The 25,150-nt window shown below is 72.3% G+C and carries 21 protein-coding genes; 19 read left to right on the plus strand and 2 right to left on the minus strand.

The window, feature by feature from the left end; all coding sequences use genetic code 11:
- Positions 1-53: 53 nt before the first annotated feature.
- Positions 54-2,774, minus strand: a complete 2,721-nt coding sequence (locus GD748_RS15130; protein ID WP_152196049.1) for an AAA family ATPase — start codon at positions 2,772-2,774, stop codon at positions 54-56.
- A gap of 210 nt (positions 2,775-2,984) precedes the next feature.
- On the opposite strand from GD748_RS15130, the gene GD748_RS15135 reads away from it, so the two are divergent.
- The 5 genes from GD748_RS15135 to GD748_RS15150 all read left to right on the plus strand — a co-directional run bounded on the left by GD748_RS15135 (position 2,985) and on the right by GD748_RS15150 (position 8,591).
- Entirely contained in the window at positions 2,985-3,215 is a 231-nt protein-coding gene (locus GD748_RS15135; RefSeq protein ID WP_152196050.1) for a heavy-metal-associated domain-containing protein, read from the plus strand.
- Positions 3,216-3,227: 12 nt separating this feature from the next.
- The gene (locus GD748_RS19610) at positions 3,228-3,365 is read left to right on the plus strand and encodes a hypothetical protein (protein ID WP_193312970.1); all 138 of its coding nucleotides are present in this window, start codon (positions 3,228-3,230) and stop codon (positions 3,363-3,365) included.
- Positions 3,362-4,138, plus strand: a complete 777-nt coding sequence (locus GD748_RS15140; RefSeq protein WP_152196051.1) for an ABC transporter ATP-binding protein — start codon at positions 3,362-3,364, stop codon at positions 4,136-4,138. Before GD748_RS19610 ends, GD748_RS15140 begins: the two co-directional genes overlap by 4 nt.
- Positions 4,138-6,663 (plus strand): FtsX-like permease family protein, encoded by a 2,526-nt coding sequence (locus tag GD748_RS15145; protein ID WP_152196052.1) that lies wholly within the window; start codon positions 4,138-4,140, stop codon positions 6,661-6,663. The genes GD748_RS15140 and GD748_RS15145 overlap by 1 nt, the downstream gene beginning before the upstream one ends.
- Positions 6,664-6,869: 206 nt before the next feature.
- Entirely contained in the window at positions 6,870-8,591 is a 1,722-nt protein-coding gene (locus tag GD748_RS15150) for an FAD-dependent oxidoreductase (protein ID WP_152196053.1), read from the plus strand.
- 63 nt (positions 8,592-8,654) lie between these two features.
- Here GD748_RS15150 and GD748_RS15155 read toward each other — a convergent pair whose 3' ends face one another.
- Positions 8,655-9,413: a GntR family transcriptional regulator gene (locus GD748_RS15155; RefSeq protein WP_193312971.1), complete on the minus strand. Its 759-nt coding sequence runs from the start codon at positions 9,411-9,413 to the stop codon at positions 8,655-8,657.
- Between the two features lie 142 nt (positions 9,414-9,555).
- On the opposite strand from GD748_RS15155, the gene GD748_RS15160 reads away from it, so the two are divergent.
- The 14 genes from GD748_RS15160 (at position 9,556) to GD748_RS15225 (ending at position 25,138) form a co-directional block, all read left to right on the plus strand.
- On the plus strand, positions 9,556-10,479 hold the full coding sequence (locus GD748_RS15160) for a carbohydrate kinase family protein (protein ID WP_152196055.1): 924 nt from the start codon (positions 9,556-9,558) through the stop codon (positions 10,477-10,479).
- Positions 10,476-11,588, plus strand: coding sequence for an SIS domain-containing protein (locus tag GD748_RS15165; RefSeq protein ID WP_152196056.1), 1,113 nt, complete (start codon positions 10,476-10,478; stop codon positions 11,586-11,588). Before GD748_RS15160 ends, GD748_RS15165 begins: the two co-directional genes overlap by 4 nt.
- A gap of 46 nt (positions 11,589-11,634) precedes the next feature.
- Positions 11,635-12,054 (plus strand): secondary thiamine-phosphate synthase enzyme YjbQ, encoded by a 420-nt coding sequence (locus GD748_RS15170; protein WP_152196057.1) that lies wholly within the window; start codon positions 11,635-11,637, stop codon positions 12,052-12,054.
- A gap of 27 nt (positions 12,055-12,081) precedes the next feature.
- Positions 12,082-13,011 carry a nucleoside phosphorylase gene (locus GD748_RS15175; RefSeq protein WP_226921416.1) on the plus strand — a complete coding sequence of 310 codons (930 nt, stop codon included), beginning with the start codon at positions 12,082-12,084 and terminating at the stop codon, positions 13,009-13,011.
- Positions 13,008-13,925, plus strand: coding sequence for a carbohydrate kinase family protein (locus tag GD748_RS15180; protein ID WP_152196058.1), 918 nt, complete (start codon positions 13,008-13,010; stop codon positions 13,923-13,925). Before GD748_RS15175 ends, GD748_RS15180 begins: the two co-directional genes overlap by 4 nt.
- Position 13,926: 1 nt before the next feature.
- Entirely contained in the window at positions 13,927-14,844 is a 918-nt protein-coding gene (locus GD748_RS15185; RefSeq protein WP_152196059.1) for an SIS domain-containing protein, read from the plus strand.
- Between the two features lie 99 nt (positions 14,845-14,943).
- Positions 14,944-16,308: an ABC transporter substrate-binding protein gene (locus GD748_RS15190; protein ID WP_152196060.1), complete on the plus strand. Its 1,365-nt coding sequence runs from the start codon at positions 14,944-14,946 to the stop codon at positions 16,306-16,308.
- A 71-nt stretch (positions 16,309-16,379) separates the two neighbouring features.
- A complete protein-coding gene (locus GD748_RS15195) occupies positions 16,380-17,327 on the plus strand; it encodes a carbohydrate ABC transporter permease (protein WP_152196061.1) in 948 nt (315 codons plus the stop codon).
- Positions 17,324-18,163 carry a carbohydrate ABC transporter permease gene (locus GD748_RS15200; protein ID WP_152196062.1) on the plus strand — a complete coding sequence of 280 codons (840 nt, stop codon included), beginning with the start codon at positions 17,324-17,326 and terminating at the stop codon, positions 18,161-18,163. Before GD748_RS15195 ends, GD748_RS15200 begins: the two co-directional genes overlap by 4 nt.
- On the plus strand, positions 18,160-20,268 hold the full coding sequence (locus tag GD748_RS15205) for an ADP-ribosylglycohydrolase family protein (RefSeq protein WP_152196063.1): 2,109 nt from the start codon (positions 18,160-18,162) through the stop codon (positions 20,266-20,268). The genes GD748_RS15200 and GD748_RS15205 overlap by 4 nt, the downstream gene beginning before the upstream one ends.
- Entirely contained in the window at positions 20,268-21,176 is a 909-nt protein-coding gene (locus GD748_RS15210; RefSeq protein ID WP_152196064.1) for a ribokinase, read from the plus strand. The genes GD748_RS15205 and GD748_RS15210 overlap by 1 nt, the downstream gene beginning before the upstream one ends.
- The gene (locus GD748_RS15215; protein ID WP_152196065.1) at positions 21,173-22,117 is read left to right on the plus strand and encodes a nucleoside hydrolase; all 945 of its coding nucleotides are present in this window, start codon (positions 21,173-21,175) and stop codon (positions 22,115-22,117) included. Before GD748_RS15210 ends, GD748_RS15215 begins: the two co-directional genes overlap by 4 nt.
- A 59-nt stretch (positions 22,118-22,176) precedes the next feature.
- Entirely contained in the window at positions 22,177-24,315 is a 2,139-nt protein-coding gene (locus GD748_RS15220) for an ADP-ribosylglycohydrolase family protein (RefSeq protein ID WP_152196066.1), read from the plus strand.
- 175 nt (positions 24,316-24,490) lie between these two features.
- Entirely contained in the window at positions 24,491-25,138 is a 648-nt protein-coding gene (locus GD748_RS15225; protein WP_152196067.1) for a cyclase family protein, read from the plus strand.
- Positions 25,139-25,150: the final 12 nt, after the last annotated feature.

Here is a 25,150-nt window from a genome sequence, read left to right on the forward strand (position 1 = left end):
GCCTAGTTCAGGCAAGTCCATCCACTACCCAGGATGCACCGTGCTGGCTGTCTTCACGGGCTCGTCAGAGTGCGCGTCAGCTCCGTCCGGGACGCGACGCCCAGCTTGGTGAAGACGTTGCGCAGGTGGAAGTCGATGGTGCGCGGGCTGAGGAAGAGCTGGGCCGCGACCTCGCGGTTCGACAGGCCCTCGCCCACCAGGGTGGCGACCTGCCGCTCCTGCGGCGTCAGCTCCACCGGTGCGGCCGTGGCACGCCGGCGGGCCGTCTCGCCCGAGGCGCGCAGCTCGCCCGCGGCCCGGTCCAGCCACGGCCCCGCGCCGATCTCCTCGAAGATCCCGGCGGCCGCGCGCAGGTGCGCACGCGCGTCGACCCTGCGTCGTGACCGCCGGAGATGCTCGCCGTACGCCAGCTCCGTGCGTGCCCGGTCGACGGCGCGCGTGGAGCCGGCGTGGTGGACGAGCGCCTGCTCGAACCACCGGTCGGCGTCCTCACCCTCGGCGAGCAGCGCGTGGCCGTGGGCGGCGGCCGCAACGGCCCACGTCTGGTCGACCCCCGCTGCGTAGACCTCGAGGTCCCGCACCCACTGCTGGGCGAGATCGGCACGCCCCGCGCGTACCGCGGCCTCGAGCCGGTCCGTCGCCGCCATCCGGGCCACCACCCCGTGCTCGATCGCCGCGAGATGACGCAGGGCGACGTCCGGGTGCGCCGCCGACTCCACGCCGCGTGCCCAGCGCACGACGTCGGCCGCGGCACCACCGAGGATCCCGGTCGGGTGGGTCGCCGCCGTCCCCTCCGCCCGCGCGAGCCGCTCGGCGAAGGTGCCGTCGCCCCGCAGTGCGGCGAGCAGCGTCGACCAGGCGAGCGGCATGGCGGCGAAGCCCGGATGACCCGAGGCCTGGACCAGCTGCAGCGCCTCGGACATCCCCGACTCCGTCTCGCGCCACCGGCCGCCGGGGACGTCCGCGAACGGCTTGCGCACGAGCGAGTACACGACCATGAGGATGGCGCCCGTGCTCCGGGCGCGAGCCAGCAGCAGGTCGTGGTGGTGCCGCACGGCGCCGTCGTCGCCCAGGTGCATCGCCGCGATCCCGAGGTTGGGCAGGAGGTCGAGGTCCTCGTCCTGCAGGGTCTCGGTCGTCGTCAGGGCGCCGCGCAGGTGCGGCGTCGCGGCGGCCCAGTCCTCCTCGGCAGCACGGGTCAGCCCGAGCAGCAGGTCGGCGAAGCACCGCGTCCTGGCCGTGGTCGCCAGGTCCGGGAAGGCGAGGTCCACCGGGTCGACGTCGACGCCGGAGCTCCCGCCGAAGGACGCGACGGCGGCCCCGAACATCGCCATCTCGCGCGCCCGGTCGACGTCGTGCGGAGCGACCCTCGCGGCGCCGTCCATGATCATCCGGTGCGCCAGCGGCAGGGAGCCGGTGTTCCACTCGATCCGGGCACGCAGCCGGACCATGTCCGCGCGCACCCCGGGTTCCGCCGCGCCGGGGATCGCCGCGTCGACCAGCCGCCGCGCCCGTGACGCCTGACCCGCGAGCCAGGCGGCGCGGGCGGCGGCGTACAGCCTGCCGGACTGGCCCGCCGGGTCGACGCTGAGCTCCGCCGCCCGCTCCCACGCGGCGGCCGCCGCCTCCAGCCCGCCCCGGGCCCGGGACCGCTCGGCCGCGGCGTCGAGCTCGGCCACCACGGCCGCGTCGGGCGCGTCCGCGGCCGCGGCCCGGTGCCACGCCCGCCGGTCCGCGTCCGCCGGGGAGGTCAGGGCCTCCGCCAGCGCCGCATGGACCCGGCGGCGTCGCCGACCGGTGGCCGCCGCGTAGACGGCCGACCGCACCAACGGGTGCCGCAGCTCCAGCCGGTCGCCCACCTCCTGCAGCAGCCCGGAGCGCTCGACGGCTTCGAGCGCGTCGGCCGGGGCGTCCAGCGCCCGCGCCGCCCGCTCCACCACGTCGACCCCGCCCGAGTCGTCCGCGGCGGCGACCAGCAGGTACGTCTGTGCGCCGGCGGGCAGCCGGCGGTAGCGGTCGAGGAACGCACGCTCGACGCCGGTGGTCAGCGGCAGCTCGGCAGGCAGCGGCTCCCGACCGGTGAGCTGGGCGGGGGAGAGGATCCCGGCCAGCTCCACCAGGGCGAGCGGGTTGCCGCCGGTGGAGCCGACCAGCCGCTCGCTCACGTCGGCCGGCACGGCAGAGCCCGACCGCTCGGTCAGCAGGGCGGCCGCCGCGGCGTCGTCGATGCCGGCCAGCTCGAGGGTCGGGAGGTCGCCGGAGTCGAAGGTGCGCTCGTCGGCGTCGCGCGCCCCGAAGAGCACGGCGACCGACTCCTCCGGCACGCGCCGGGCCGCGAACAGCAGCGCCGCCGCGGACGCGTCGTCGAGCCAGTGCGCGTCGTCCACCACGACGAGCACCGGCGCCGAGTCCGCCTCGGCGGAGAGCAGGCTCAGCACGGCGAGGAAGACGAGGAACCGGTCCGTTGCGCCGTCCTCGGTCTCGCCGAACGCGGCCCGCAGCGCCCGCGACTGCGGCGTCGGCAGCGAACCGACGCGGTCGAGGACCGGGTGGAGGAGCCGGTGCAGCGCCGCGAACGGCAGCGGCGACTCCGACTCCACGCCCCGGGTGCGCAGCACCGTCATCCCGCTTGCGGTGTCCGCCGTGTCGGCGAGCAGCGCGGACTTGCCCACGCCGGGCAGCCCGTGCACCACGAGGGCGCCGCCGGCCCCGGCGCGTGCGGAGTCCAGCAGCGTCGCGACGGCGGCGCGCTCGGTGTCCCGCCCGGCCAGCACGGCAGCACGGTAGTCCTGCCGCAGGTGGTCGCGGACGCAGTTCGCACACGGATCGTGCCTAGCGGGCGCCTCGGCGCCGCCGACATCGGTAGCCGGGAGGCACGCCACCCGGCGATATCCCGGTGACCGACCCGGCGATCTCACCGGCGCGAACCCGGTACCCCGGCGACGAATCTGGACGCGCACAGCAAAGTCACCGAGGAGCCCCCAATGCGTCACACCCCTCGCACGTTCGTCGGCACCGCCACCTTCGAGATCGCCGGCCTCACGTGCCGCCACTGCGGCGACGCCGTCGCCGCCGCCGTCCGGGCCGTGCCCGGCATCGACGACGTCCACGTCGACCTCGCCACCGGCGCGGTCACCGTCACCGCACGCCGCCCCGTCGACCGGGCCGACGTCGACGACGCGCTCGACGCCGTCGGCCACCTCCCGCAGCACTGAAGGACCACCGCCATGCACACCTGGCTCGACCTGCACGAGATCCGCACCCGCGACCTCATCCACGAGGCGCAGACCGCCCGCGCCCGGCGCACCGCGCCGAGACGCCACCGCACCGCCACCACCTACGTCCCGGAAGGACAGGACCGATGACCACCACCCTGACGACCTCCACCACCAGGCTCCACGCCGCCGTCGCCGCCCAGGCGCAGGACGTCGTGAAGACCTACGGCCGGGGCGAGACCGCCGTCCACGCCCTCGACGGCGCGACCGTCACCATCCCCGCCGGCACCTTCACCGCCGTCATGGGCCCCTCGGGCTCCGGCAAGTCCACCCTCATGCACGCCCTCGCCGGTCTCGACACCGTCGACGCCGGCCGCGTGCTCCTGGGGGACACCGACCTCACCGACCTCGACGAGGAGGCCCGCACCCACCTGCGGCGCCGGCGCATCGGGTTCGTCTTCCAGGCTTTCAACCTCGTGCCGTCCCTGACGGCGGCGGAGAACATCGTCCTGCCGCTCACTCTCGCGGGCGACAAGGCCGACCCCCTCTGGCTGGCCGAGCTCGTCGAGATGGTGGGCCTGGCAGACCGGCTCACCCACCGACCCACCGAGCTCTCCGGCGGCCAGCAGCAGCGCGTCGCCGTCGCCCGGGCGCTGGTGGCCCGGCCGGACATCGTCTTCGCCGACGAGCCCACCGGCAACCTCGACTCCCGCGCCGGCGAGGCCGTCCTCGGCTTCCTGCGCTCCGCCGCCACGGACCTCGGTCAGACGATCGTCATGGTCACCCACGACCCCGTGGCCGCCGCCCACGCCGACCGCGTCGTCTTCCTCGCCGACGGCCGTGACGCCGGCGAGCTCACCGACCCCACCACCGCCTCCATCCTCACCGCGATGGCCGGCCTCGACACCACCAAGGACGCCTGATGCTGCACCTCACCCTGCGGCACATCGCCACCCACCGCTCCCGCTTCGCCCTCACCCTGCTCGCCGTCGTCCTCGGCGTCACCTTCGTCGCCGGCAGCCTGGTGCTCACCGACACCTCCCAGAAGCTGTTCGAGGACCAGTTCCGCACCGCCACCGCCGGCGTCGACCTCACCGTCCGCGACGCCGCCGCCTTCGACTCCGCCATGGGCGTCGAGGTCGAGCGTGACCCGCTGCCCGCCGGCGTCGTCGACCGCGTGCTCGCCGTCGACGGGGTGGACGCGGTCGCCGCCTCCGCCGCCGGGCAGGGCCTCCTCGAGCTCGACGGCGAGCCCCTAGTCCCGGCCGGGTCGTCCCTCCTGTCCTCCTGGTCGCCGGCCCCGTTCGGCGCCTTCGAGATCCGCACCGGCCACGAGCCGACGGCGGACGGCGAGGTGGTCCTCGACGTCGCCACCGCCGAGACCTACGGGATCGCCGTCGGGGACGAGATCACCGTCCGGGCCGACGCCGCCGAGACCCTCGAGGTGGTCGGGCTCGCCGGGTTCGGCGCCGAGGACGGGCTCGCCGACACCACCATGGCGCTCGTCCCGCTGCCCACCGCGCAGCGGCTCCTCGACCTCGGCGACCAGGTCACCCAGGTCGAGGTGGTCGCGGCCGACGGCGTCACGCCCACCGCGCTGCAGACCGCCGTCGGGGCGGAGCTCGGCACCGGGTACGACGTCGCCACCGCCCAGGACACCGTGGCCGCCGGCGCGGCCGCCGCCGCGTCGAAGGTGTCGATGATCCGCGTGATGCTGCTGGCGATGGCCGGGGCCGCGCTGCTCGTCGGCGGGTTCCTCATCGCCAACACCTTCGCGATCGTCATCTCCCAGCGCTCCCGCGAGCTGGCCCTGCTGCGCGCCGCCGGCGCCACCGCCCGGCAGCTGCGCCGCTCGGTCCTCGGCGAGGCCCTCGTCGTCGGCGTCGTCGGCGCCGTCCTCGGCACCGGGCTCGGCGTCCTGGCCGGGTACGGGCTGCGGGGCATGGCGCGGGGCTTCGGCATCGCGCTGCCCGACGGCGGCCTCGTCGTCACGCCGCGCACGCTGCTGGTCTCGGTGGGCATCGGTGTGGTCGTCACGGTGCTCTCGGCGGTCGGGCCCGCGCGCAAGGCCGCCCGCGTCGCGCCCGTCGAGGCGATGCGCGAGAGCGGCGTGGTTCCGCCGTCGCGACGGCGGACGGTGCTCGGCTGGGTCGCGGCCGTGGTCGCCGTCGCCGCGGTCGGGTCGACGTTGCTGGGCGCGGACATCACCGTCGTGGCCGTCGGAGCCGTGGCCGCACTGGTGGCGCTGACGCTCCTCGGACCGGTCCTCGCCCCGCGGCTCGCACGGCTGGTCGGCCGCCCCCTCGACGCGGCTGGCATGACCGGGCGACTGGCCCGGGAGTCCGCCGCGCGGGCCCCGCGCCGCACCGCCGCCACCACGACCGCGCTGGCGATCGGGCTGACGCTCATCACCTTCATGACGGTCCTCGGCCAGTCGGTGAAGGCGACGACGGCCGAGACCTACCAGGAGGTCGTCACGGCCGACCTCGTCATCGAGAGCGCCCGGTCCGAGATGCTCGGCGGGCTCTCCCACGACGTCCACCACGCCGTCGAGGACGTCCCCGAGGTCGGCGTCGTCTCCCGGATGCGGTACGGCCACTGGCGCGACGCCGGCGCCACCAGCGCCCTGACCGCGATCGACCCCGCCACCCTCGGCGAGGTCGCGGAGGTGGACATGGTGGCCGGCTCGCTCGCCGACCTCGCCGACGGCGGGATCGTCCTCGGCGCTCAGAAGGCCGCCGAGCGCGGTCTCGAGGTGGGCGACACGCTGACCATGACCTTCGCCCGCACCGGCGAGACGGACCTCCAGGTCGTGGGGCTCGTCGACGACGGCGACGCCCAGGCGCTCGCCACCGGCTACCTCATCTCGATGGACACCTACGCCGAGCACTTCACCGAGGACGTCGACGCCTCGCTCCTGGTGCGCCTCGCCGACGGCGTGGACGCGGCGGCGGGGGAGGAGGCGGTGGCCGAGGCGCTCGCCGCCTTCCCGACCGCCGAGGTGCAGGACCTGGCTGCCGCCGTCGCGGCCCGGTCCGGCGCGGTGGACCAGATCCTCGGGATGGTCACGGTGCTCCTGCTGCTCGCGGTCGTGATCGCCCTGCTGGGCATCACGAACACGCTGGCCCTGTCGATCGTGGAGCGGACCCGGGAGATCGGCCTGCTGCGGGCGATCGGGATGAGCCGCAGGCAGGTGCGCTGGATGGTCCGCTGGGAGGCCGTCCTGGTGGCGGCGCTGGCCGTGCTCGTCGGCGTCGCGCTCGGCGCGGGCCTCGGCGCCGCCACCGTACGGGCGCTGTCCGGTGCGGAGCCGGTGCCGGTGATCTGGCCGGTCGGGCGGCTGCTGCTGGTCGTAGCGTTCGCGACGGCGGCCGGTCTGCTCGCCGGGATGCTCCCGGCCCGCCGGGCGTCCCGGATGGACGTGCTGAGCGCCGTCGCCGCGCAGTAGAAGGTTCCGGGTGCGGGGACGGGCCTCGTGGTCCGTCCCCGCACCGGCTGCGACCCTGCCGGGACCGTGAGAACTGCTGCTATTGCACGGGCTCGGGGTGCCCGCCCCGGTCGAGTCCGGGGTTCCCGTACCCGAACACCCCTCGTGATCCAGGTGCGGCGCGCACAATCGCCGCAGGACCGCCGTCGACCCGCAAGAGGTGGACCATGACCACGCACCACCACCCCGAACCTTCTGCGCTGCCCGTGCTGGTGGTCGTCGACGCCGACGACGCGGCCCGGCGCAGCAGCGAGGAGGCGCTCGAGCGCCGGTTCTCGCCCGACTACCGGGTCGTCGGGGCGGCATCCGCCGCGGCGGGGCTGCACCTGCTCGAGGCACTCGCCACCGAGGGGGCGGACGTCGCGCTCGTCGCGGCCGACCTGCACCTGCCCGGTGGCGGCGTCGAGCTCCTCCAGCAGGCCCACGCGCTGCACCGCGGCGCCGGCCGGGTGCTGCTGTTCGCCATGGACCAGCACCACACCCGCATCCCGTTCGGCGAGCTGGAGACCCTGCAGCGCGCCACGGCGCTCGGCCTGATCGACTTCCAGGTCGCGAAGGGCTGGGTCGACCCGGAGGAGTGGTTCTACCCGCAGGTGCAGGAGTGGCTGAGCGGCTGGACCAAGGCGCACCGGCCGCACTACGTGATCTACCGGGTCGTCGGCGACCGGTGGACGCCGCGCACGCACCGTCTGCTGGACCTCCTCAGCCGCAACAGCGTCCCGTTCGACTTCGTCGCGGCAGACTCCCCCGAGGGAAGGGAGCTGATCGACCGGCACGGCCTGGACGCCGCGCAGCTGCCCGCGGCGGTCCACCAGAACGGGTCGGTGCTGGTGGACCCGAGCCTCGGCGACCTCGCCGTCACGCACGGGATCAGCACCCGCCCCGAGGCGAAGACCTACGACCTCGCGATCCTCGGCGCCGGACCGGCCGGGCTGGCCGCCGCGGTGTACGGCGCCTCGGAGGGGCTGCGCACGGTCGTCGTCGAGCCCCAGGCGATCGGCGGCCAGGCCGGCACCAGCTCGATGATCCGCAACTACCTCGGCTTCACCCGGGGGATCGGTGGCGGGGCGCTCGCCCACCGGGCGTGGGAGCAGGCGATCCTCTTCGGTGCCGAGTTCGTGTTCAGCCATCCGGCGACCGGTGTGGCGGTGCGCGGGGATCAGCGCGTGGTGCGGCTGGCCGACGGCGGCGAGGTGACCGCAGGGGCGGTGATCGTCGCCACCGGCGTGACCTACCGGCGGCTGGAGATCCCGGCTCTCGAGCGGCTGCTCGGTGCGGGCGTCTACTACGGCGCCGCCGGGGTGGAGGCACCCGCGGTCGCCGGCCGGCACGTCTTCGTCGTCGGCGGGGCGAACTCGGCCGGGCAGGCGGCGGTGCACCTGGCCGGCTCCGCCGCCCGGGTCACGATCCTCGTCCGGGGCGAGTCACTGGCGACCAGCATGTCCGCCTATCTGATCCGGCAGATCGAGGCGACAGCCAACATCGACGTGCGGACCCGCACCCGGGTGAGCGATGCCCGCGGCGAGACCCGACTTGAGGGGCTGACCGTCGAGGACCTACGGACAGGGCGGCACGAGGAGGTGGAGGCCGCCGCGCTCTTCGTGCTCATCGGCGCCGAGCCGCACACGGACTGGCTCCGCGACGTCGTGGCCCTCGACGAGGGCGGCTTCGTCATGACGGACCGCGACCTGCCGCCGTCGAGCCGGCAGCAGCCCAGGCCCGCGTGGCCGTTCGAGACCAGCCTGCCCGGGGTGTTCGCCGCCGGCGACGTGCGGCACGGCTCGGTCAAACGCGTCGCCGGCGCGGTCGGCGAGGGCTCGGTCGCAGTGGGAGCCGTCCACCAGTACCTGGCGGAGCTGGTACCGGTCGAGGCGTCCCGGAGAGCGTGAGCGGCAGAGTCCCGGGCCGCTCGGGCAGTGCCGACGAGTGTTCCTGCCGGACTGTCCGGGCTGTCAGCGCCCGGCTTCGTCCTGCCTGTGCACCTGGTGGAAGCGGACCCGGCTTCCCAGCCACCTGGTGCGTGAACAGCTGATCACACTCCCGTCGGCGTCGCGGGCGACCTCCCCGACGACGATGAGCGGTGAGTCGGGGTGGCACCGGAGCACCTCGGCGAGCTCCGCAGAGGCGGTCTCGGCGTGCAGGTAGCTGTCCACCACGTCGGGCCGGACGCCATGGTCGAGCTCGAGCGTCCGTGACAGCGACCCCTCGATGAGCGGACGGTCCTCGATACCTCGCGCCACCTGCGGGGCGAGCCACGACTCCGCCAGGCCGATCGGTGCGCCGTCGACGATCTGGAGACGCACGAAGTGTCGAGACCCCACGTTCTCAGGGTCCACGCCGAGGTCGGTGAGGAGTGTCGCCGGTGGCTCGTGCCGGCGTTCTGAGGGCAGCTCCTCCGACCGTGCCGCCTGCCCGCCCAGGCGCTCGCGCCATGGCTGGGCGATCGCCAGGTCGTGCTGGACGACCTTGAAGGAGTCCGAGACGAACGTGCCGGCCCCGTGCCGACGGTGGACGTATCCGTCCGCCGCCAGCGACGCGAGCGCCTGACGGACGGTGATCCGGCTCACGCCGAACGACTCCGCGAGATCGTTCTCGCTCGGCAGCTGCTGTCCCGGCGAGAGATCACGCTGCTCGATCCGTCGTCGGAGCTCGCGAGCGATCTGCCCCCACCGGGCGACGGGAGACCGTCGATCCGTGCCTGTCACTGCCATCGCGCTGCTCCGATTTCGTCGTGGCCGGTGGCACAACTGTGCCAGCCAGCATGGTCTGCCGGGAGACGGATGTCTCAGAGGTATTGACAAGCGTACGTCAGAGGTATCAAGATGCATACATCTCGTCGAGGAGGTGAGGAAGATGGCAGGGACAACGGTCGCCCTCGGGCACGTCGTGCTGGACGAGATCCGGCTCGCCGACGGCACGGCGTTGCCACCCGTCGTGGGTGGCGCTGGAGCCTATGCGGCCTACGGCCAGGCGCTCGTCGCGCCCCAGGTGCTGCTCGCTTCCGGTGTCGGCGAGGACTTCCCGGCCCGTGCCGACCTCGCCCTGGCCGGTATCGACTCGGCCGCGCTCGCCGCCCTTGACCCGCACACGCCGCGCACTCGAATCCAGTACTTCACCGACGGCGAGCGGGAGGAGACGCCGGAGTTCGGGCTCGATCACTTCCGTCGGCTCGACCCGGCGGTCTGGATGCTTCCCGAGAGCGCGGACCCGATCGCGCTCTACGTCTTCGACGAGATCAGCCCAGACTTGTTCACCGACATCGCGGAACTTCGGCGCCGAACCGGATGCGCGGTGCTGTGGGAGCTGCACGCCGGTGTCTGTACCCCGGAGCAGTTGCCTGCCGTCCGCGCGCAGGCCGCCGGCGTGGACATCCTGTCGCTCAACCGGACAGAGGCGCGAGGCCTGTGCGGTACGGACGACCTCGAACGGTGCCTTGCAGAGCTCGCCGACATCGTGCCGACCGTCGCGCTCCGGCTCGGCGCGGAGGGCGCCCTCGTCGTCCACGACGGCGAGACGGTCTCTGCCCGCCCGCCGGCAGGACCCGTCGTCGACCCGACCGGCGCCGGCAACGCCTTCAGCGGTGCCTTCGTCGCCTCCTGGGCAGTTGCAGGGCGCGATGCCGAGGCTGCCCTGCGTGACGCCATGGGGGCCTCCGCCCTGACGATCCGCCAGTACGGCCCACCTCCGGTGGACGCCGCCTTGCGTGAGGAGCACAGGCGCATCGCTGCCTCGATCGACGTGACAACGCCCCAGCTACAGAACGGACCCTCGCTGTGACCACCCCCAACGCCCTTCACAACCAGGTGACGAGCCTGCCCGAGCTCATCCGGACCGAGACATGGCGTCTCGAGGACGAGCTCCGGAAGGTGGTCCCGACCCGAGTGCAGCACGCGGTCCGGCACATCGTGCTCACCGGCTCCGGCGACTCTGCGATTGCCGGCAGCGCCTCCGAGCAGACCTTCCGAACGTTGGTCGGTGTGCCGACCATCGCGGCAAGCTCCCTCACCACCTCTCGCTACCTGCTCGACGCCTACGACAACGAGTACCCCCACACCCCGTTGGTCATCGCGACCTCGAACTCCGGAGAGGTCGCCCGCGTCGTCGAGGCCGCACAGCGTGCCAAGAAGGTCGGCGGGTACGTCGTCGGTCTCACCGGCAACCAGGACTCGCGGCTCGCGCAGACCTCGGACGTCACCGTTGACGTCGCCGCTCCTGCGTTCCCGTCCTCGCCCGGCATGCGCAGCTACTCCATGGCCGTTCTCGCGCTCAACCTCTTCGCGATCCGGTTTGCCGAGGTCCGCGCCCGGATGACGATGGACGAGGCACAAGCCATGCGCGGCGAGCTCGCCGCCCTCGGGGACGTCGTCGAGCAGGTCATCGCCGGCGCCGATGCCACGCTCCGGGAGGTGGCCACCCGCTGGGCCGGGCTGCAGGGTGTCGAGCTCCTCGGGGCCGGACCCTCACTAGCCAGCGCGGCGTTCGGCAGCGCCAAGATCCTCGAGGCAACCGGCAAGCAGTCGTCTCACATCGAGCTCGAGGAGTTCGTGCACCTCAACTACTTCGAGCGGGCGGCCGAGCAGATCGGCACCGTCGTCATCTCGCCGACCGGTTCCGCAGCCGCCAGCCGCGCCGCCGAGGTCGCGCCGCTGCTCAACAACCTGCGCCGACCGTGGCTCGCAGTCGGTGACGTCCCGGGCGCGCCGGTTACCGTGCCCGTCCCGCAGGTACGGGAGGAGTTCGCCCCCGTGATCCAGGCCGCCGTGCTCGGTCAGCTTGCCGCCCACCTCATGGACGCCACGGGCGAGGAACCCGGACGCGGGGCCGTGGGGCAGTGGGCTGACTGCGTCGACGGCGCGACCACCCGTGAGTCCGCGCTCGTTGTCTGACCCCTCCTCGTTGTCTGTTCCCGCACCACCTGACGAAGGACCACACATGGCCACCCCCACCCGGTTCCCGCTCCAGACCGAGGGCAACCACGCGTACGACATCCAGCCCCAGATCGACGAAGCCGTAGCTGCCAGTGCCGTGACCGAGGGGCTCGTGACGATCGTCGCCCCGCACACGACGGCAGCGCTGGGGATCATCTCCTACCACGACCCGCTCGGCCTCGAGGACGTCATGGACGAGTTCGAGCGGCTCATCCCTGCGCGCATCACGTTCAAGCACGAGCACGACACCCCGCAGGACGCCGCCGGGCACGTGAAGTCCACGATGGTCGGCCCCACCCTCACCCTCATCATCACCGAGGGAGAGGTCCTGGTCGGTCACTCGCAGAAGGTCTTCTTCCTCGAGTTCGACGGGCCCCGCAAGCGTCAGTTCTTCGTCAAGGTCACCCCCGACCCCGCCGCCTGACACCCCCGAGCCGAGAGGAGGAGAACCGTGAACGCACCACGCCGGGCCGGCGTGCCCCACGACAACACCGACGTCCTCGCGCGCTACGCCTACGGGCGGAACGTCCCCGCGGACGGGTTGAAGATCGATGGCCGGCCCGCCCTCACGCAGGTCGAGCCGTCGCGCGTCGGTCGGTACGTCCTCCTGCTCGTGCGCGACCCGCTGTGCGCGTACGACGACGACCCGGCCGCCCAGGTCGCGGCCCGGCTCGACGACGCCCAGCTCGTCGGCCGGTCGGGCATGTTCACGACCTACTCGGGCACGTATGAGGGGGCGTCGATCTCCGTCCTCAGCGGCGGCTCCGGCGGGCCTGAGATCGAGCTCGCCCTCATGGAGCTCTTCGAGCACACGGAAGCCGACACATACGTGCGGGTCGGCGGGTCCGGCGGGATGCACCCCTCGGTCCGGCCCGGCGACGTCGTTGTCGCGACCGGTGTCGTGCGGGACGAAGGGCTGACCGCCGCGTACGTCCCCGCGACCTACCCAGCCGCCTCCGCGCCCGAGGTCGTCCTCGCCCTCACGCAGGCCGCGGCGGACCTCGGCGTCCCTTACCACGTCGGCCTGACCCGCTCGACGGACTCCGACTTCGTCGGTGGCGGCCGACCGGGTGCCCGGGGCTTTCTCCCGGCCGGCCAGCTCGACGTCGTTGACACCTGGTCCCGGGCGGGCGTGCTCAACGGTGACCGGGAGTCCGCCGCGATCGTCACCCTCGCGGCCCTGTACGGGCTGCGTGGCGGATCCGTGTGCTCCGTGGCCGACAACATCACCACCGGCGAGACGTTCGCCGCGGGTGCCGGACACATCGCCGCCATCGACGTGGCTCTCGCCGGCATGGCGCAGCTGCACCGCATGGACGCCGAGCGTGACGCCGCCGGTGCAGCGATGTGGCTGCCCTCCCACCGCGGAGGCATCGCATGAGAACAGTCGAGATCCAGGGCGGCATCAGCCGCGACCACCTCGTCACCGTCGGACGCCCACCGGCGTACGACCAGCCCGGTGGCCCCGGGGTCTACGCTGCGCTCGGCGCCGCGCGGGGTGCCGCGGTCGCCGACGCCCGCGCCGGCACCTCCACCGCGGTGCGGCTGCGTACGACTCTGCCGGTGGGGGAGCCTGACATCCGCGAGCTCCTCACCGGGGCTGGTGTCGACCTGGCCACGTGCACCGACGGTTCCGTCCCGCGGCTGTGGATCCTCGATGCCCCGGAGGGACGCCGGGTCCTGTCGACCACCCCACCGAGCCACGAGCTCGACGAACGGGACGACGAGTCGATCGACCGGCGGCCCGGGACCACGAGCACGGACACCGACGTCCTGCTGCGCAGCGCGCCGGGCGCCGGCCTCGACGGCACCGCACGGCCCGCCGTCGTCGTCGTCGACCCCGACCAGCGCGCCATCGCCGCCCACGGCTGGGACTACCTCACTGACCTCGCCGCCACGACAGACGTATTCGTCCCGAGCCGGGTCCAGCTCACCCAGCTGCACCCTGACGCCCGCCAGGCCGCGCACGAGCTCCGGCGCGTCACGGGACGGTCCGTCGTCGCCCGGCTCGACGCCGAGGGTGCCCTGGTCCTGCCCGCGTCCGGTGGTACCTGGCACGTCCTGCCTGCGCCGGTCGACCTCGTCGACACCACCGGCGCCGGGGACTCCCACGCCGGTGCCCTCGCCGCCGCACTGACGACCCCTGACGACCCCCGCTCGCTCGTCAACGCGACGGTCGTCGCCACGGCCGTCGTCGCCCGCACCCTTTCCGGGCACGGCCCGGAGACACTCGCCACCGGCCCGGCGGTCACCGACGCCGAGCTCGCCGCCGTCCACGTCCTTGAGGAGGACTGACATGACCCAGCATCTGCAGGCGGACGTTCTGTCCCGTCTTGCTGTCCCCGAGGTGACCCAGCTCGGCGGCCGCCGCGCTGCCTTCCTCGGGTGCGGTGACTCACTCGCCGCAGCGCGCCCCGCCGAGCAGCTCGGCCACCGTGTCCTCTCCGCCGGTGACGTCGCCTGGGGCGGCGGCGCACCGAAGGGCGTCGACGTCGTCGTCCCGCTGTCCTGGTCGGGCAAGACCGGCGCGACCATCCGGGCCGCCCAGGTGGCCAAGGACGCCGGACTCCCGGTGATCGCCGTGACGACGAACCCCGCCTCGCCGCTCGCCGACCTCGCCGACGAGGTCGTCACCGTCCCGGCGTTCGACCTCACCGAGGAGATCCCGGCGGTCGGCTATGCCGTCCACTCCGCCGCCGTCGCAGCCCTCGTGGGTGAGTACATCGACCTCGCGCAGGTTGCCGCCGACTGGTCCCTCGCGCACGAGGAGGTGGGCCGGCTGGCCGACGCCAGCGGCCCACAGCCGCACGGCATCACGGTCGCAACCATGGCCGACGCACACGGCGCCGGCGAGTTCTGGATGCTCAAGCTCATCGAGGCGACCGGGCTGGCCGTCCGCACGACAGGCGTCGAGGAGACCGGGCACGTCGACTACTTCCTCGGGCCGCAGCAGCACCTCACTCTCGTGCTCGCCGGTGAGGCCGACTCGCCCCGGGCCACCGCGCTCGGCGACGCACTCGCCACCAACGGCCAGCACGTCGTCCAGCTCCGCCTCGCGGACCTCACCAGGCTCACCGGGTGGTCCCGGCAGGTCCTCGGTGGCGTCGTGGGGGCCGACTACTCGGCGTCCCTCGCCTCCGGCTGGGGCCGCCCGTTCTTCCGCGGTGGTCAGGTGGACATGTCCGCCCGCCACATCCAGGTCCCCGTCGCCTGACGGGTCCTCACCATCGTCCGGGCACGTCCCCTGCTGCCCGGTCATCCCCCTCCACCGCCACGGCCCCGGCCGGGCACCACTCAACGAGGAGTACGACAGATGACCACACGACGCACGCTCGCCAGGATCGCCGCCGTCGGCGCTGCTGCCGCCCTGCTCGCCGCCTGCGGCGGAAGCTCGGGCAACGGCGATGACGCGGCGGCAGGCGGGCGCGAGAACATCGAGATGTGGTTCTGGGGCGCGACCCCGAACCAGCGAGCCGCGCTCGAGAAGAACCTCGTCGAGGCCTACAACGAGTCCCAGGAGGAGTACACGCTCAAGGTCACCTTCAACGAGCGGGTCGACAGCAACATCCAGACCGCACTCTCGGCCGGCGAGGGCCCGGACATCGTCTACGGCTCCGGCCCCTCGTTCGTCGCCCCGTACGCGCAGAGCGACAAGCTGGTGAACCTCGACGAGTACTCCGAGCAGTACGGCTGGGAGGAGCGCATCCTCCCGCCGATCTACGAGTCGGGCACCGTCGACGGCAGCCTGTACGCGCTCGCGAACTCGATCAACACGGTCGGCGTGTTCTACAACAAGGCCGTCCTCGACGAGCTCGGCGTCGAGGTGCCCACCGACCTGGAGTCGTTCGAGTCGGCCCTCGCCGCCGCCAAGGAGGCGGACCTGTACCCGTCGGTGACCGGGAACAAGGGCTGGCAGCCGGTCAACGAGAACTACTCCTCGATGTTCCTCACCGCGGTCGCCGGGCCGGAGGCCATGCACCAGGTTCTCACCGGCGAGGCGTCCTGGACCGACGAGCCCTACGTCGAGGCCGTAGAGATGAGTGCCGAGTGGTACCAGAACGGCTACCTCGGCGGCGGCCAGTACACCAACCTCAACTTCCTCGAGTCGATGCAGCTGCTGGCCGACGGGCAGTCACCGTTCTTCATCGGTCCCACGCTCGGGTTCCAGTTCGCCGCGGAGTTCTTCAACGAAGAGGCCGGGAACGTAGAGGACCTCGGGTTCATGCAGTTCCCGACGGTCGGCGAGGGCCTGGAGTCCCCGCTGTTCACCCTGGGCACCACGGCGTCCTTCTCCATCAACGCGGAGAGCGAGCACCCCGACGCCGCCGCGGCGGTCATCGACCGGATGATGACCGAGGAGTTCATGAAGCAGATGAGCGCCGAGTGGCCCGGCTACTGGGCTGTGCCGCTGTCCGGCGTCGAGCTCGACCCGTCGCAGTTCGAGGGACTGTCGGTGCCGTTCGCCGAGGCGGTCAACGAGATCATGCCCGCCGTCGAGGAGGGCCGGTTCGGCTACTTCACGGCAACGTTCTTCCCGCCGCAGACCCAGCAGGCCCTCGTCGACATCGACACGGTGTGGACCGGGCAGACCGACGCCGCCTCCTTCATGGAGGGCATCGAGCAGACCTTCAACCAGGAGCTCGAGGCGGGCGACGTCCCGCCGATCCCGGCGCCCTGACGACGACCACGCGACCGGGTGGCGGAGCCAGCCTCCGCCACCCGGTGCACCCAGACCACGAGGGACCAGCCATGGCACAGCCTCCTCAGGCGCCCGCGGTCGCCGCCCCGGTGGCGGTGGCCCCGCCCGCCGCCGTCCCACGACGGCGCCGGCGGCGCAACGCCCACCTCGCCCACTACCTCCTGCTCGCCCCCGCGATCCTGCTGTCGATGACGATCGTCCTCCTGCCGGGCATCTTCACGGCGGTGACGTCGCTGACCGACTGGGACGGCGTCAGCACGACGCCGGCGTTCGTCGGCGTCGACAACTACGTGGAGATCTTCGCGAACCCGATCTTTCGCACCGCCGTGACGAACAACATCATCTGGACGCTGCTCTTCGTGACCGTCCCGGTGGTCGTCGGGCTCGGGGTCGCGATGCTGCTGCTCAGGCGGCCGCGGTCGCGGGGGCTGTACCAGGTGATATTCCTGCTGCCGTACGTCATGGCGGCCATCACCAACGCGATGGTGTGGTTGAACATGATCTACAGCCCGATCTCGGGCGTCATCGGGTTCCTCAACAAGCGGGGGATCGGTGTCGACTCACCCCTCGCAAGCACCGACTGGGCCATCTACGCCGTCGCGGCGGTCGACATGTGGCACTACTGGGGCTTCCTACTCGTCGTCTACCTCGCTGCGCTGCGGCAGACGCCGGTCGAGCAGGTCGAGGCGGCACAGCTCGAGGGTGCGAACTCCTGGCAGGTCTTCCGCTACGTGTACCTGCCGAACATCAAGCCCACCATGCAGCTGATGTTCGTCATGATCACGATCTTCTCCTTCCTGACCTTCGACTACATCTTCCTCATGACGCAGGGCGGGCCTGCGAACTCGACGGAGATGCTCAGCACCTTCGCGTACAGCCTCGCGTTCGCCACGTTCCAGTTCGGCAAGGCTGCCGCCGTCGGCGTCGTCATGGGTCTCTTCGGCCTTGTCGCCGCGGTCTTGTACACCCGTCTGAGCAGAAGGGGCATGGACGTATGAGTACCCGAACCGTCCGTCGCGCGCTGCGCGCGACCCCAGGGCACGTCGTCCTCGCCGTCCTGGCGATCATCGCGCTCTTCCCGATCGCGCTCGTCCTCGTCAACGCGCTCAAGGACGCCCCCGAGGTCGTCCGCAACCCGCTTGCCCTACCCGAGATCGTGGACTGGGCGAACATCCCCGAAGCCTGGACGTACGGCAACTTCGGGCGCGGGTTCATCAACAGCGTCCTGCTCACCGGGACCACGATCATCACGGTGCTGGCCACCGCCGCACCGGCCGCGTACGTCCTCGCAGCCCGAAAGATCAAGATCGCCGGGCCGGTGATGATCTACCTCATGATGGCGATGACCGTCCCCATCCAGCTCTTCCTCTTCCCGCTGTACGCCGCGTTCGCAAGGCTCGGCCTCCTCAGCAACGTCTTCGCCGTTGGTGTGGTCATCGCGGCCATCAACATGCCGCTCGCGGTCCTGCTCCTGCGCACGTTCTTCCTGCGCATCCCGGCGGAGCTGCCGGAGGCGGCGGCGATGGACGGGGCCAACACGTGGCAGGTCCTGCGCCACGTGCTCATCCCGGCGGTCAGCCCGGGGATGATCACGGTGGGGATCGTCGTCGGCCTCATGGCGTGGAACGAGTACCTGATCTCGGTGACGTTCCTCCAGGACCCGACCAGCTACACCGCAACCCTCGGATTCCTGTCCCTGACCGGGACGTTCGCGGTCGACCAGGGCGTCCTCATGGCGGGTGCCGCGCTGCTGATCGTCCCCATCATCGCGCTGTTCCTCGCTGCGCAGCGCCGGTTCGTCGACGGTCTCGTCAGCGGCTCGGTGAAGGGGTGAGCACTCCCGAGGACTACCTCGTCCGCACCTACGCCGGCGTCCTCGGCAAGATCATCGGGGTCTATCTCGGCCGGCCAGTCGAGGGCTGGCCGGTCGAGGACATCGAACGGCGGTTCGGGACGTTGCGCCACTACGTCAACGACCAGCTCGGGATCCCGGTCGTCACGGCAGACGACGACATCTCCGGCAGCTTCGCCTTCGCCCGGGCCGTCGTCGACCACGGCCGAGCGGGCGTGCCCACCGCGCGGCAGGTCGGAGAGACGTGGCTCAACTACATCATCGAAGACAAGACGATCCTCTGGTGGGGCGGGCGCGGGCGCTCGACCGAGCACACGGCCTACCTCAACCTCGCGGCCGGGGTGCCCGCACCGGAGAGCGGCTCCTTCGCCCGCAACGGGCGCACTCTGCCCGTGCAGGTGGGCGCCCAGATCTTCGTCGACGCCCTCGCGATGATGTCCCCCGGAGACCCCGAGCGGGCAGCCGCCACAGCCCGGGCGGCGGCGAGCGTCAGCCACGACGGCGTCGCCGTCGAGGCCGCGGGGTTCGTCGCCGGCATGGAGGCGCTCGCGTATACCGAGCGGGACCTCGACATCATCGTCGACACCGCCGTGCACCAGCTCTCAGACGCGACCCTGCTTCGCATCGTCGAGGACGTGCGCTCCTGGTGCGCGGACACCGATGACTGGCGCACCGTGCGGGACCGCATCGAGCACCGGTACGGCTACTCGGTCTTCGACGGGCCCTGCCCGGTACCAACGAACAGCGCCGCCGTGCTGGCGGCGCTCCTCCTCGGCGAGGACAGCTTTCACCGGGCCGTCTCCGTCGCTGCGTCCGCCGGGTGGGACACGGACTCCAACGCAGGCGTCGTCGGCGCCCTGAACGGCATCCGCCTCGGCCTCGCCGGCCTCGACGCGGAGGCGGACCTGCGCGGTCCCGTGGCCGACCAGCTGCTCGTCGTCACCGCCGACGGCGGCGAGTGCCTCACCGACGCCCTCCGAGAGACCCTGGCCGTCGACGCGGGCCGTCGGGTGCTCGACGGGGACGCGCCGGCGCCCCGTTCGCCGCGGTTCTCGTTCGCGCTGCCGGGATCCGTCCAGGGGTTCGGCCGCTGCGAGGACGCCTCGTCTCCCTACGTCGCCGTGAGCGTGACCAACGCTGGACCCGGCCTGCGGGTCACCGTCCGCGGCGTCAGCGCGGGGGCCGACGCGGCAGTGTCCACGCCGACCTTCCTCGCCCGCCCGGGCGACGGAGACAACTTCTCGACCCTGGCCAGCCCCACGCTGTACCCGGGGCAGACCATCCGGGCGCGCGTCCGGCTCGAGCATGAGCGCGACGACGTCGAGGCGTGCCTGTACGTCCTTGCCGAGGATGCCCACGGCGACCTCGTCGCGACGGTCTCTCCGCCGGTGACACTCGGGACGGCCGGCCGTGATCTCGGGTGGACGGTCCCCGACGTCGGGCCGAACCCAGTCCTGCGGGTCGGTCTGCAGGTCAGGACGGCGCGGCGGCTCGACGGTGACGTCGTGGTCGAGCATGTCGACTGGGCCGGCGCGCCCGAGCGGTACAGCCAGTCGGGTGTCCTGCTCACCTCGATCTGGGACCTCGAGCCGGAGTCGCTGCGCCAGTGGGTCAGCTCGGCCAAGAACTTCGAGCCGGACTTCCGGTACACCTACTCGGTCTCGCACCCGCAGGGCACAGGACTCGCGACAGTCGGCACCCGGGACTGGGACGACTACACGGTCAGCTCCACCCTGGTCTTCAACCCGCACGAGCGGGGCGGGATCGTCGCCCGGGCACGCGGACACCGGAACTACTACGCCGCCGTGCTCGACTCGTGGCGCACGCTCACCCTCGTCCGGCGCGACCACGACGAGGAGCACGTCCTCGCACGCGCCGACGTGGAGTACGCCGAAGACTCCCCGCTCGACCTCGCTCTCACGTGCCGCGGCACGCAGCTGTCATGCACTGTCGGCGGGAGAGCGGTGCTCGTCGCGGAGGACGACTCCTCCAGGGCTCTGCGCAGCGGTGGTGCCGGGTTCCTGGTCACGACCGGGACCATGCTCGCCGACGGCTTCACCGTCACCGCACAGGAGGGCAGGAGCTGATGGTCGACGTCGCCGTCGTCGGCAGTCTCAACCTCGACCTCGTCGTCTCCACGGCGGCCGTGCCGGTCGCGGGTGAGACGATCCTCGCCCGCGGCCACCGGCAGGGGCTGGGCGGTAAGGGCGGCAACCAGGCGGTGGCCGCCGCGAGGCTCGGCGCCGCCGTCGCCATGGTCGCGCGGATCGGCGAAGACGCCGCCGGAAGCCGGTACCTCGACCTGCTCGACCGCGAGCACGTCGACCGCCGGGCCGTCACCAGCGGCGCGGGGGAGACCGGCCTCGCCGTCGTCCTCGTCGAGGACACGGGAGAGAACCGCATCCTCGTCAGCCCGGGCGGCAACGCCGCGCTCTCCCCGGCCGACGTGACCGCGGCGGGCGAGACGGTGGGTGCGGCCAGAGTCGTCCTCGCCCAGCTCGAGGTGCCCCTCGCGACCGTCACAGCCGCCTTCCGGCTCGCCACGGGCACCCGCATCCTGAACGCCGCACCACCGACGCAGCTGCCCGCCGAGCTCCTCGACGTCGTCGACGTCCTCGTCGTCAACGAGACCGAGCTGGCCGCGGTCGCCGGCGCACCGGTGCCACGCGACCCGGCCGAGGCGGCCGAGGTAGCCGCGCGCACCGGCTGCCGCGGAACAGTCGTCGTCACTCTGGGCGAGCGGGGCAGCGTCGCCCGCACTCCGGACGGCCGGTGGTGGCACGAGCCCGCGCGACCCGTCACCGCGGTCGACACCACCGCTGCCGGCGACGCGTTCTGCGGGGCGCTGGCCGTCGAGCTGGGCCGCGGCACACCGCTCGACGAGGCGCTGAGCCGGGCGACCCTCGTCGGTGCCGTGACAGTCAGCCGTCCCGGCGCCATCGACTCTCTGCCCACCGCGGCCGACCTCATCAGTGAAGGACAGACCACGACATGAAGCTCCTCATCGACTGCGACCCCGGCATCGACGATGCCGTCGCCATCATCTCCGCGCTCAAGCGCAGTGACGTCGACGTGCTAGCCCTCACCGCCGTCACGGGCAACCTCCCTGCCGACCGGACGTCGGTCAACGCCCGGAAGATCCTCGAGCTCATGGGCGCCACCGACATACCCGTCGCGCAGGGCCCGCTCCAGCCACTGTCCCGTGAGTACCCGGCCGACCCGTTCTCGCACGGCGACGACGGCCTGGCCAACACCGGCCTTCCGGAGCCGACCGCTCGGCTGGACCCCCGCGCGGCCGCCCAGCTCATCGTCGATGTCGTCAACGACCACCCCGGCGAGGTGAGCATCGCCGCGCTCGGGCCGCTGACCAACCTCGCACTCGCCCTGCGGATCGACCCTGAGCTGCCCCGCAAGGTCCGTCGCGTCGCCGCGATCGCGGGCTCCTTCGGCTTCACCCCGTACGCCTGGACCCAGGCCACCGGCGACAACCCGGTCAGCGAGTGGAACGTCTACGTCGACCCAGGCGCGGCCGCCGAGGTATTCGCCGCCGGCTTCGACCTCACCGCCGTCGGCCTCGACACCGCCACGCACCCCGCGGTCAACCTGGATGAACGACGGTTCTCCGTCCTGCAGGACAGCGACCGACCGGAGGCGCGCTTTGCTGTCGACACCGTCCACTTCGTCCGGGGCCGCAACTACCAGAGCTACTGCGCGCTCATCGACGCGATGGCCGTCGCGGTGCTGACCAACCCCGAGTGGTTCACCACCGAGCAGGTGCGGTGCGCCGTCGAGACGGCCGGCGAGCTCACCCTCGGCATGACGGTCGTCGACCGGCGAAACCATCACCGATGGCAGCACCTGCCGCTACTGCAGGCCGTCAGCGACGTCGACTACGCCGCGTTCCTCGATGACCTCGTAGCAACGCTCACCCGCTAGGCCGCAGCCCCGACAGCGCTGCCAACTCGATTGTCCCCCCCAACCCATCAGAGGTGCTCATGCTCGTCCAGGCCGACCCGTCGACCCTGCCCGCCGCGCTGCCGGCGGCCTACCCCGAACAGGTCTATGCCGGAGTCCTCGGCAAGATCCTCGGCGTCTACCACGGCCGGCCCGTCGAGGGCTGGGCGTACGAGGACATCCAGGAGCGGTTCGGCGACATCCATCACTACGTCGCCGCCGACACGGGCTGGCCGCTCATCGTCCCGGACGACGACATCTCGGGCACCTTCGTCTTCTTCCGCGCGCTCGAGGACAACCTCGACCGACTGCCGCTCACTGCTGACATGGTCGGCGACAGCTGGCTCAACTACATCATCGAGAACCGGACGGTCCTGTGGTGGGGAGGGCTGAGCCGGTCCACCGAGCACACCGCGTACCTGCGCCTGAAGTCCGGCCTGCGCGCCCCCGCCTCTGGAGCGATCTCCCTCAACGGTCCGTCGATGGCCGAACAGATCGGCGCCCAGATCTTCATCGACACCTGGGCGCTCGTGAACCCCGACGACCCGGAGCGCGCTGTCGCGATGGCACGTGCGGCGGCGTCCGTCAGCCACGACGGCCTGGCGGTCGAGGCCGCCAGCCTCCTGGTCGCGATGGAGTCCATGGCCTTTGCCGAACGCGACGCGGGCGTCCTCCTGGACCGGGCGACGCAGTTCGTCGCCGACCCGCGGCTGCTCCGGATCGTCGACGACGTGCGCGAGCAGTGCGCCCGGACCGACGACTGGCGCGTGGTGCGCGACTGGATCGAGACCCACCACGGCTACGACCACTACCCCTCGAACTCGCCCGCGGCGACAAACCACGCCGCGATCCTCATGGCGCTGCTCATGGGCGGGGAAGACTGGCAGCGCGCCTCCATGATCATCACCTCGGCCGGCTGGGACACCGACAGCAACGCCGGGAACCTCGGCTGCCTCAACGGCATCCGGCTCGGGCTCGAGGGCCTCGACGCGGGCTCCGACTTCCGCGGTCCGGTCGCCGACCGGATGTACGTCGTGAGCGCCGACGGCGGGGAGTGCCTGAGCGACGCCGTTCGCGAGACCCGCCGCATCGTGCGGACGGCCGCCGCCATGCGCGGCGCCGAGCTGGCCGACCCCAAACGGTTCGCGTTCGAGCTGCCCGGTTCGGTCCAGGGGTTCCGCTCTCACCCGGATCTCGGCGTGCGCCAGGCGTGCACGAGCGTCAGCAACGAGGGCGACGGGCTGGCGATCGCGTACCGGTCACTCGGTGCCGGCACCGAGGCGACCGTGTGCGTCGACACGTGGGTGGAACCCGCGGGGCGGGGCGTGGCCGGGACGAGCTACTTCGAGGTCGTCGGGAGCCCGAGCCTGTACCCGACCCAGCACGTCACCGCGACGGTTCGCGCCGACGCCGACGCGCCGGCGCTGGCGTTCTTCATCGAGAGCTATGGCGACGACGGCGTGATCCGGCGGACCGTCGGCGACGCCTTCGCCCTCGTCCACGGTGAGAACCAGCTGCGGTGGACGGTCCCCGGCACCGACGGCCGGCCGATCTTCCGGCTCGGGTTGCGCCTCACCTCGGCGTACCGCACCGACGGGGCCGTCACACTGGTGGATCTCGACTGGACCGGCGCGCCCGAGGACTTGCTGCTCGGCCGCTCCTACGAGCTCACGCCGGGGTTGACCCCGTGGACGACGGACACGGCGTGGCTACGTTCCTTCGTCAGCTCGGCGACGAATCTTGCGCCCGACTACACGACGACGATGTGCGTCTCGCACAGCGGCCGGCACGGCCTCGTCACGACCGGTACCCGTGACTGGAACGACTACTCCGTGAGTTCCAGGATCGAGTTCAACCAGAACGACGGCGCCGGTCTTGTCGCACGCTCTCGGGGCCACCGCCGCTACTACGCGGCCATCATGAGGGGACGGGAGCTTCAGATCCTGCGGGTCCGGGATACCGACGAGGCTGTGCTGGCGGCGACGCAGGTCGACCATGAGACGGACCAACGCCACGACCTCGAGTTCCGCGTCTCGGGGCGAGACCTCTCCGTCGTCCTCGACGGCGAGCAGCGGCTCAGTGCGACCGACGACGCCTACGTCAGCGGTGGTGCTGGCTTCGTCATGAACGAGGGTGCGATGCTCGTTGACGGTTTCCGGGTGCGTCGGATTCCGCGGTGAGCACCGACTGGCGATGGGTCGCCACGATGTCATCCCGCGCCCGCGCGTTCGGCTAGGGGGTGGGTCACTGTCGGCGCCGTGCACCAGGACCTGGCGGAGCACGCCGCCGAACCTGCCAGCACTCGGTGAGGTCAACGCCCTGTGCAGGGGAGTGTGACGGTGTCATCCTCGAGGCATGCCACTGGTCGATCTCAGCCACGACATCGAGCACGGGATGCTCACCTACCCCGGCCTGCCCGGCCCGGAGATCGGCGAGCACCTGACCTTCGACGCATCCCGGGAGAGCTACGCGGCCGGCACCGAGTTCGCGATCGGGCGCATCAGCATGGTCGCCAACACCGGCACGTACCTCGACACGCCGGCGCACCGCTACCGCGACGGGCACGACCTCGCCGGTCTCGCGCTCGAGCGCTGCGCGGATCTGCCGGCCGTCGTCGTCGACGCGGACGGGGTCGTCGAGGCCGACGCCTTCGCCGGACTGGCGGTGAGCGGTGCGGCGGTGCTCCTGCGGACCGGGTGGGACCGGCACTGGGGTACCGACCGCTATGGCGACCCCGCACACCCCTCTCTCACCGCGGAGGGTGCTCGTGCCCTGGTCGACGGGGGAGCGGTCCTCGTCGGGATCGACTCGGTCAACATCGACGCCACCACCACCGGCGAACGGCCAGCCCACAGCCTCCTGCTCGGGGCCGGCATACCCGTGGTCGAGCACCTGACGAACCTGGCTGAGCTACCCACCACCGGAGCGCGCTTCACCGCCGTGCCGCCCAAGGTGCGCGGGATGGCCACGTTCCCGGTGCGGGCGTTCGCCGTCGTGCCGTAGGGGCCCGCCACC

Origin of the sequence: Georgenia subflava (genome assembly GCF_009193155.1) — a bacterium.
GTDB lineage: Bacteria > Actinomycetota > Actinomycetes > Actinomycetales > Actinomycetaceae > Georgenia > Georgenia subflava.

Bases quoted from the DNA above. Each gene is read 5' to 3' on its own strand.
- GD748_RS15135 (WP_152196050.1), top strand. From the start codon at position 2,985: ATGCGTCACACCCCTCGCACGTTCGTCGGCACCGCCACCTTCGAGATC.
- GD748_RS19610 (WP_193312970.1), top strand. From the start codon at position 3,228: ATGCACACCTGGCTCGACCTGCACGAGATCCGCACCCGCGACCTCATC.
- GD748_RS15140 (WP_152196051.1), top strand. From the start codon at position 3,362: ATGACCACCACCCTGACGACCTCCACCACCAGGCTCCACGCCGCCGTC.
- GD748_RS15145 (WP_152196052.1), top strand. From the start codon at position 4,138: ATGCTGCACCTCACCCTGCGGCACATCGCCACCCACCGCTCCCGCTTC.
- GD748_RS15150 (WP_152196053.1), top strand. From the start codon at position 6,870: ATGACCACGCACCACCACCCCGAACCTTCTGCGCTGCCCGTGCTGGTG.
- GD748_RS15155 (WP_193312971.1), bottom strand. From the start codon at position 9,413: ATGGCAGTGACAGGCACGGATCGACGGTCTCCCGTCGCCCGGTGGGGG.
- GD748_RS15160 (WP_152196055.1), top strand. From the start codon at position 9,556: ATGGCAGGGACAACGGTCGCCCTCGGGCACGTCGTGCTGGACGAGATC.
- GD748_RS15170 (WP_152196057.1), top strand. From the start codon at position 11,635: ATGGCCACCCCCACCCGGTTCCCGCTCCAGACCGAGGGCAACCACGCG.
- GD748_RS15180 (WP_152196058.1), top strand. From the start codon at position 13,008: ATGAGAACAGTCGAGATCCAGGGCGGCATCAGCCGCGACCACCTCGTC.
- GD748_RS15185 (WP_152196059.1), top strand. From the start codon at position 13,927: ATGACCCAGCATCTGCAGGCGGACGTTCTGTCCCGTCTTGCTGTCCCC.
- GD748_RS15190 (WP_152196060.1), top strand. From the start codon at position 14,944: ATGACCACACGACGCACGCTCGCCAGGATCGCCGCCGTCGGCGCTGCT.
- GD748_RS15195 (WP_152196061.1), top strand. From the start codon at position 16,380: ATGGCACAGCCTCCTCAGGCGCCCGCGGTCGCCGCCCCGGTGGCGGTG.
- GD748_RS15200 (WP_152196062.1), top strand. From the start codon at position 17,324: ATGAGTACCCGAACCGTCCGTCGCGCGCTGCGCGCGACCCCAGGGCAC.
- GD748_RS15210 (WP_152196064.1), top strand. From the start codon at position 20,268: ATGGTCGACGTCGCCGTCGTCGGCAGTCTCAACCTCGACCTCGTCGTC.
- GD748_RS15215 (WP_152196065.1), top strand. From the start codon at position 21,173: ATGAAGCTCCTCATCGACTGCGACCCCGGCATCGACGATGCCGTCGCC.
- GD748_RS15220 (WP_152196066.1), top strand. From the start codon at position 22,177: ATGCTCGTCCAGGCCGACCCGTCGACCCTGCCCGCCGCGCTGCCGGCG.
- GD748_RS15225 (WP_152196067.1), top strand. From the start codon at position 24,491: ATGCCACTGGTCGATCTCAGCCACGACATCGAGCACGGGATGCTCACC.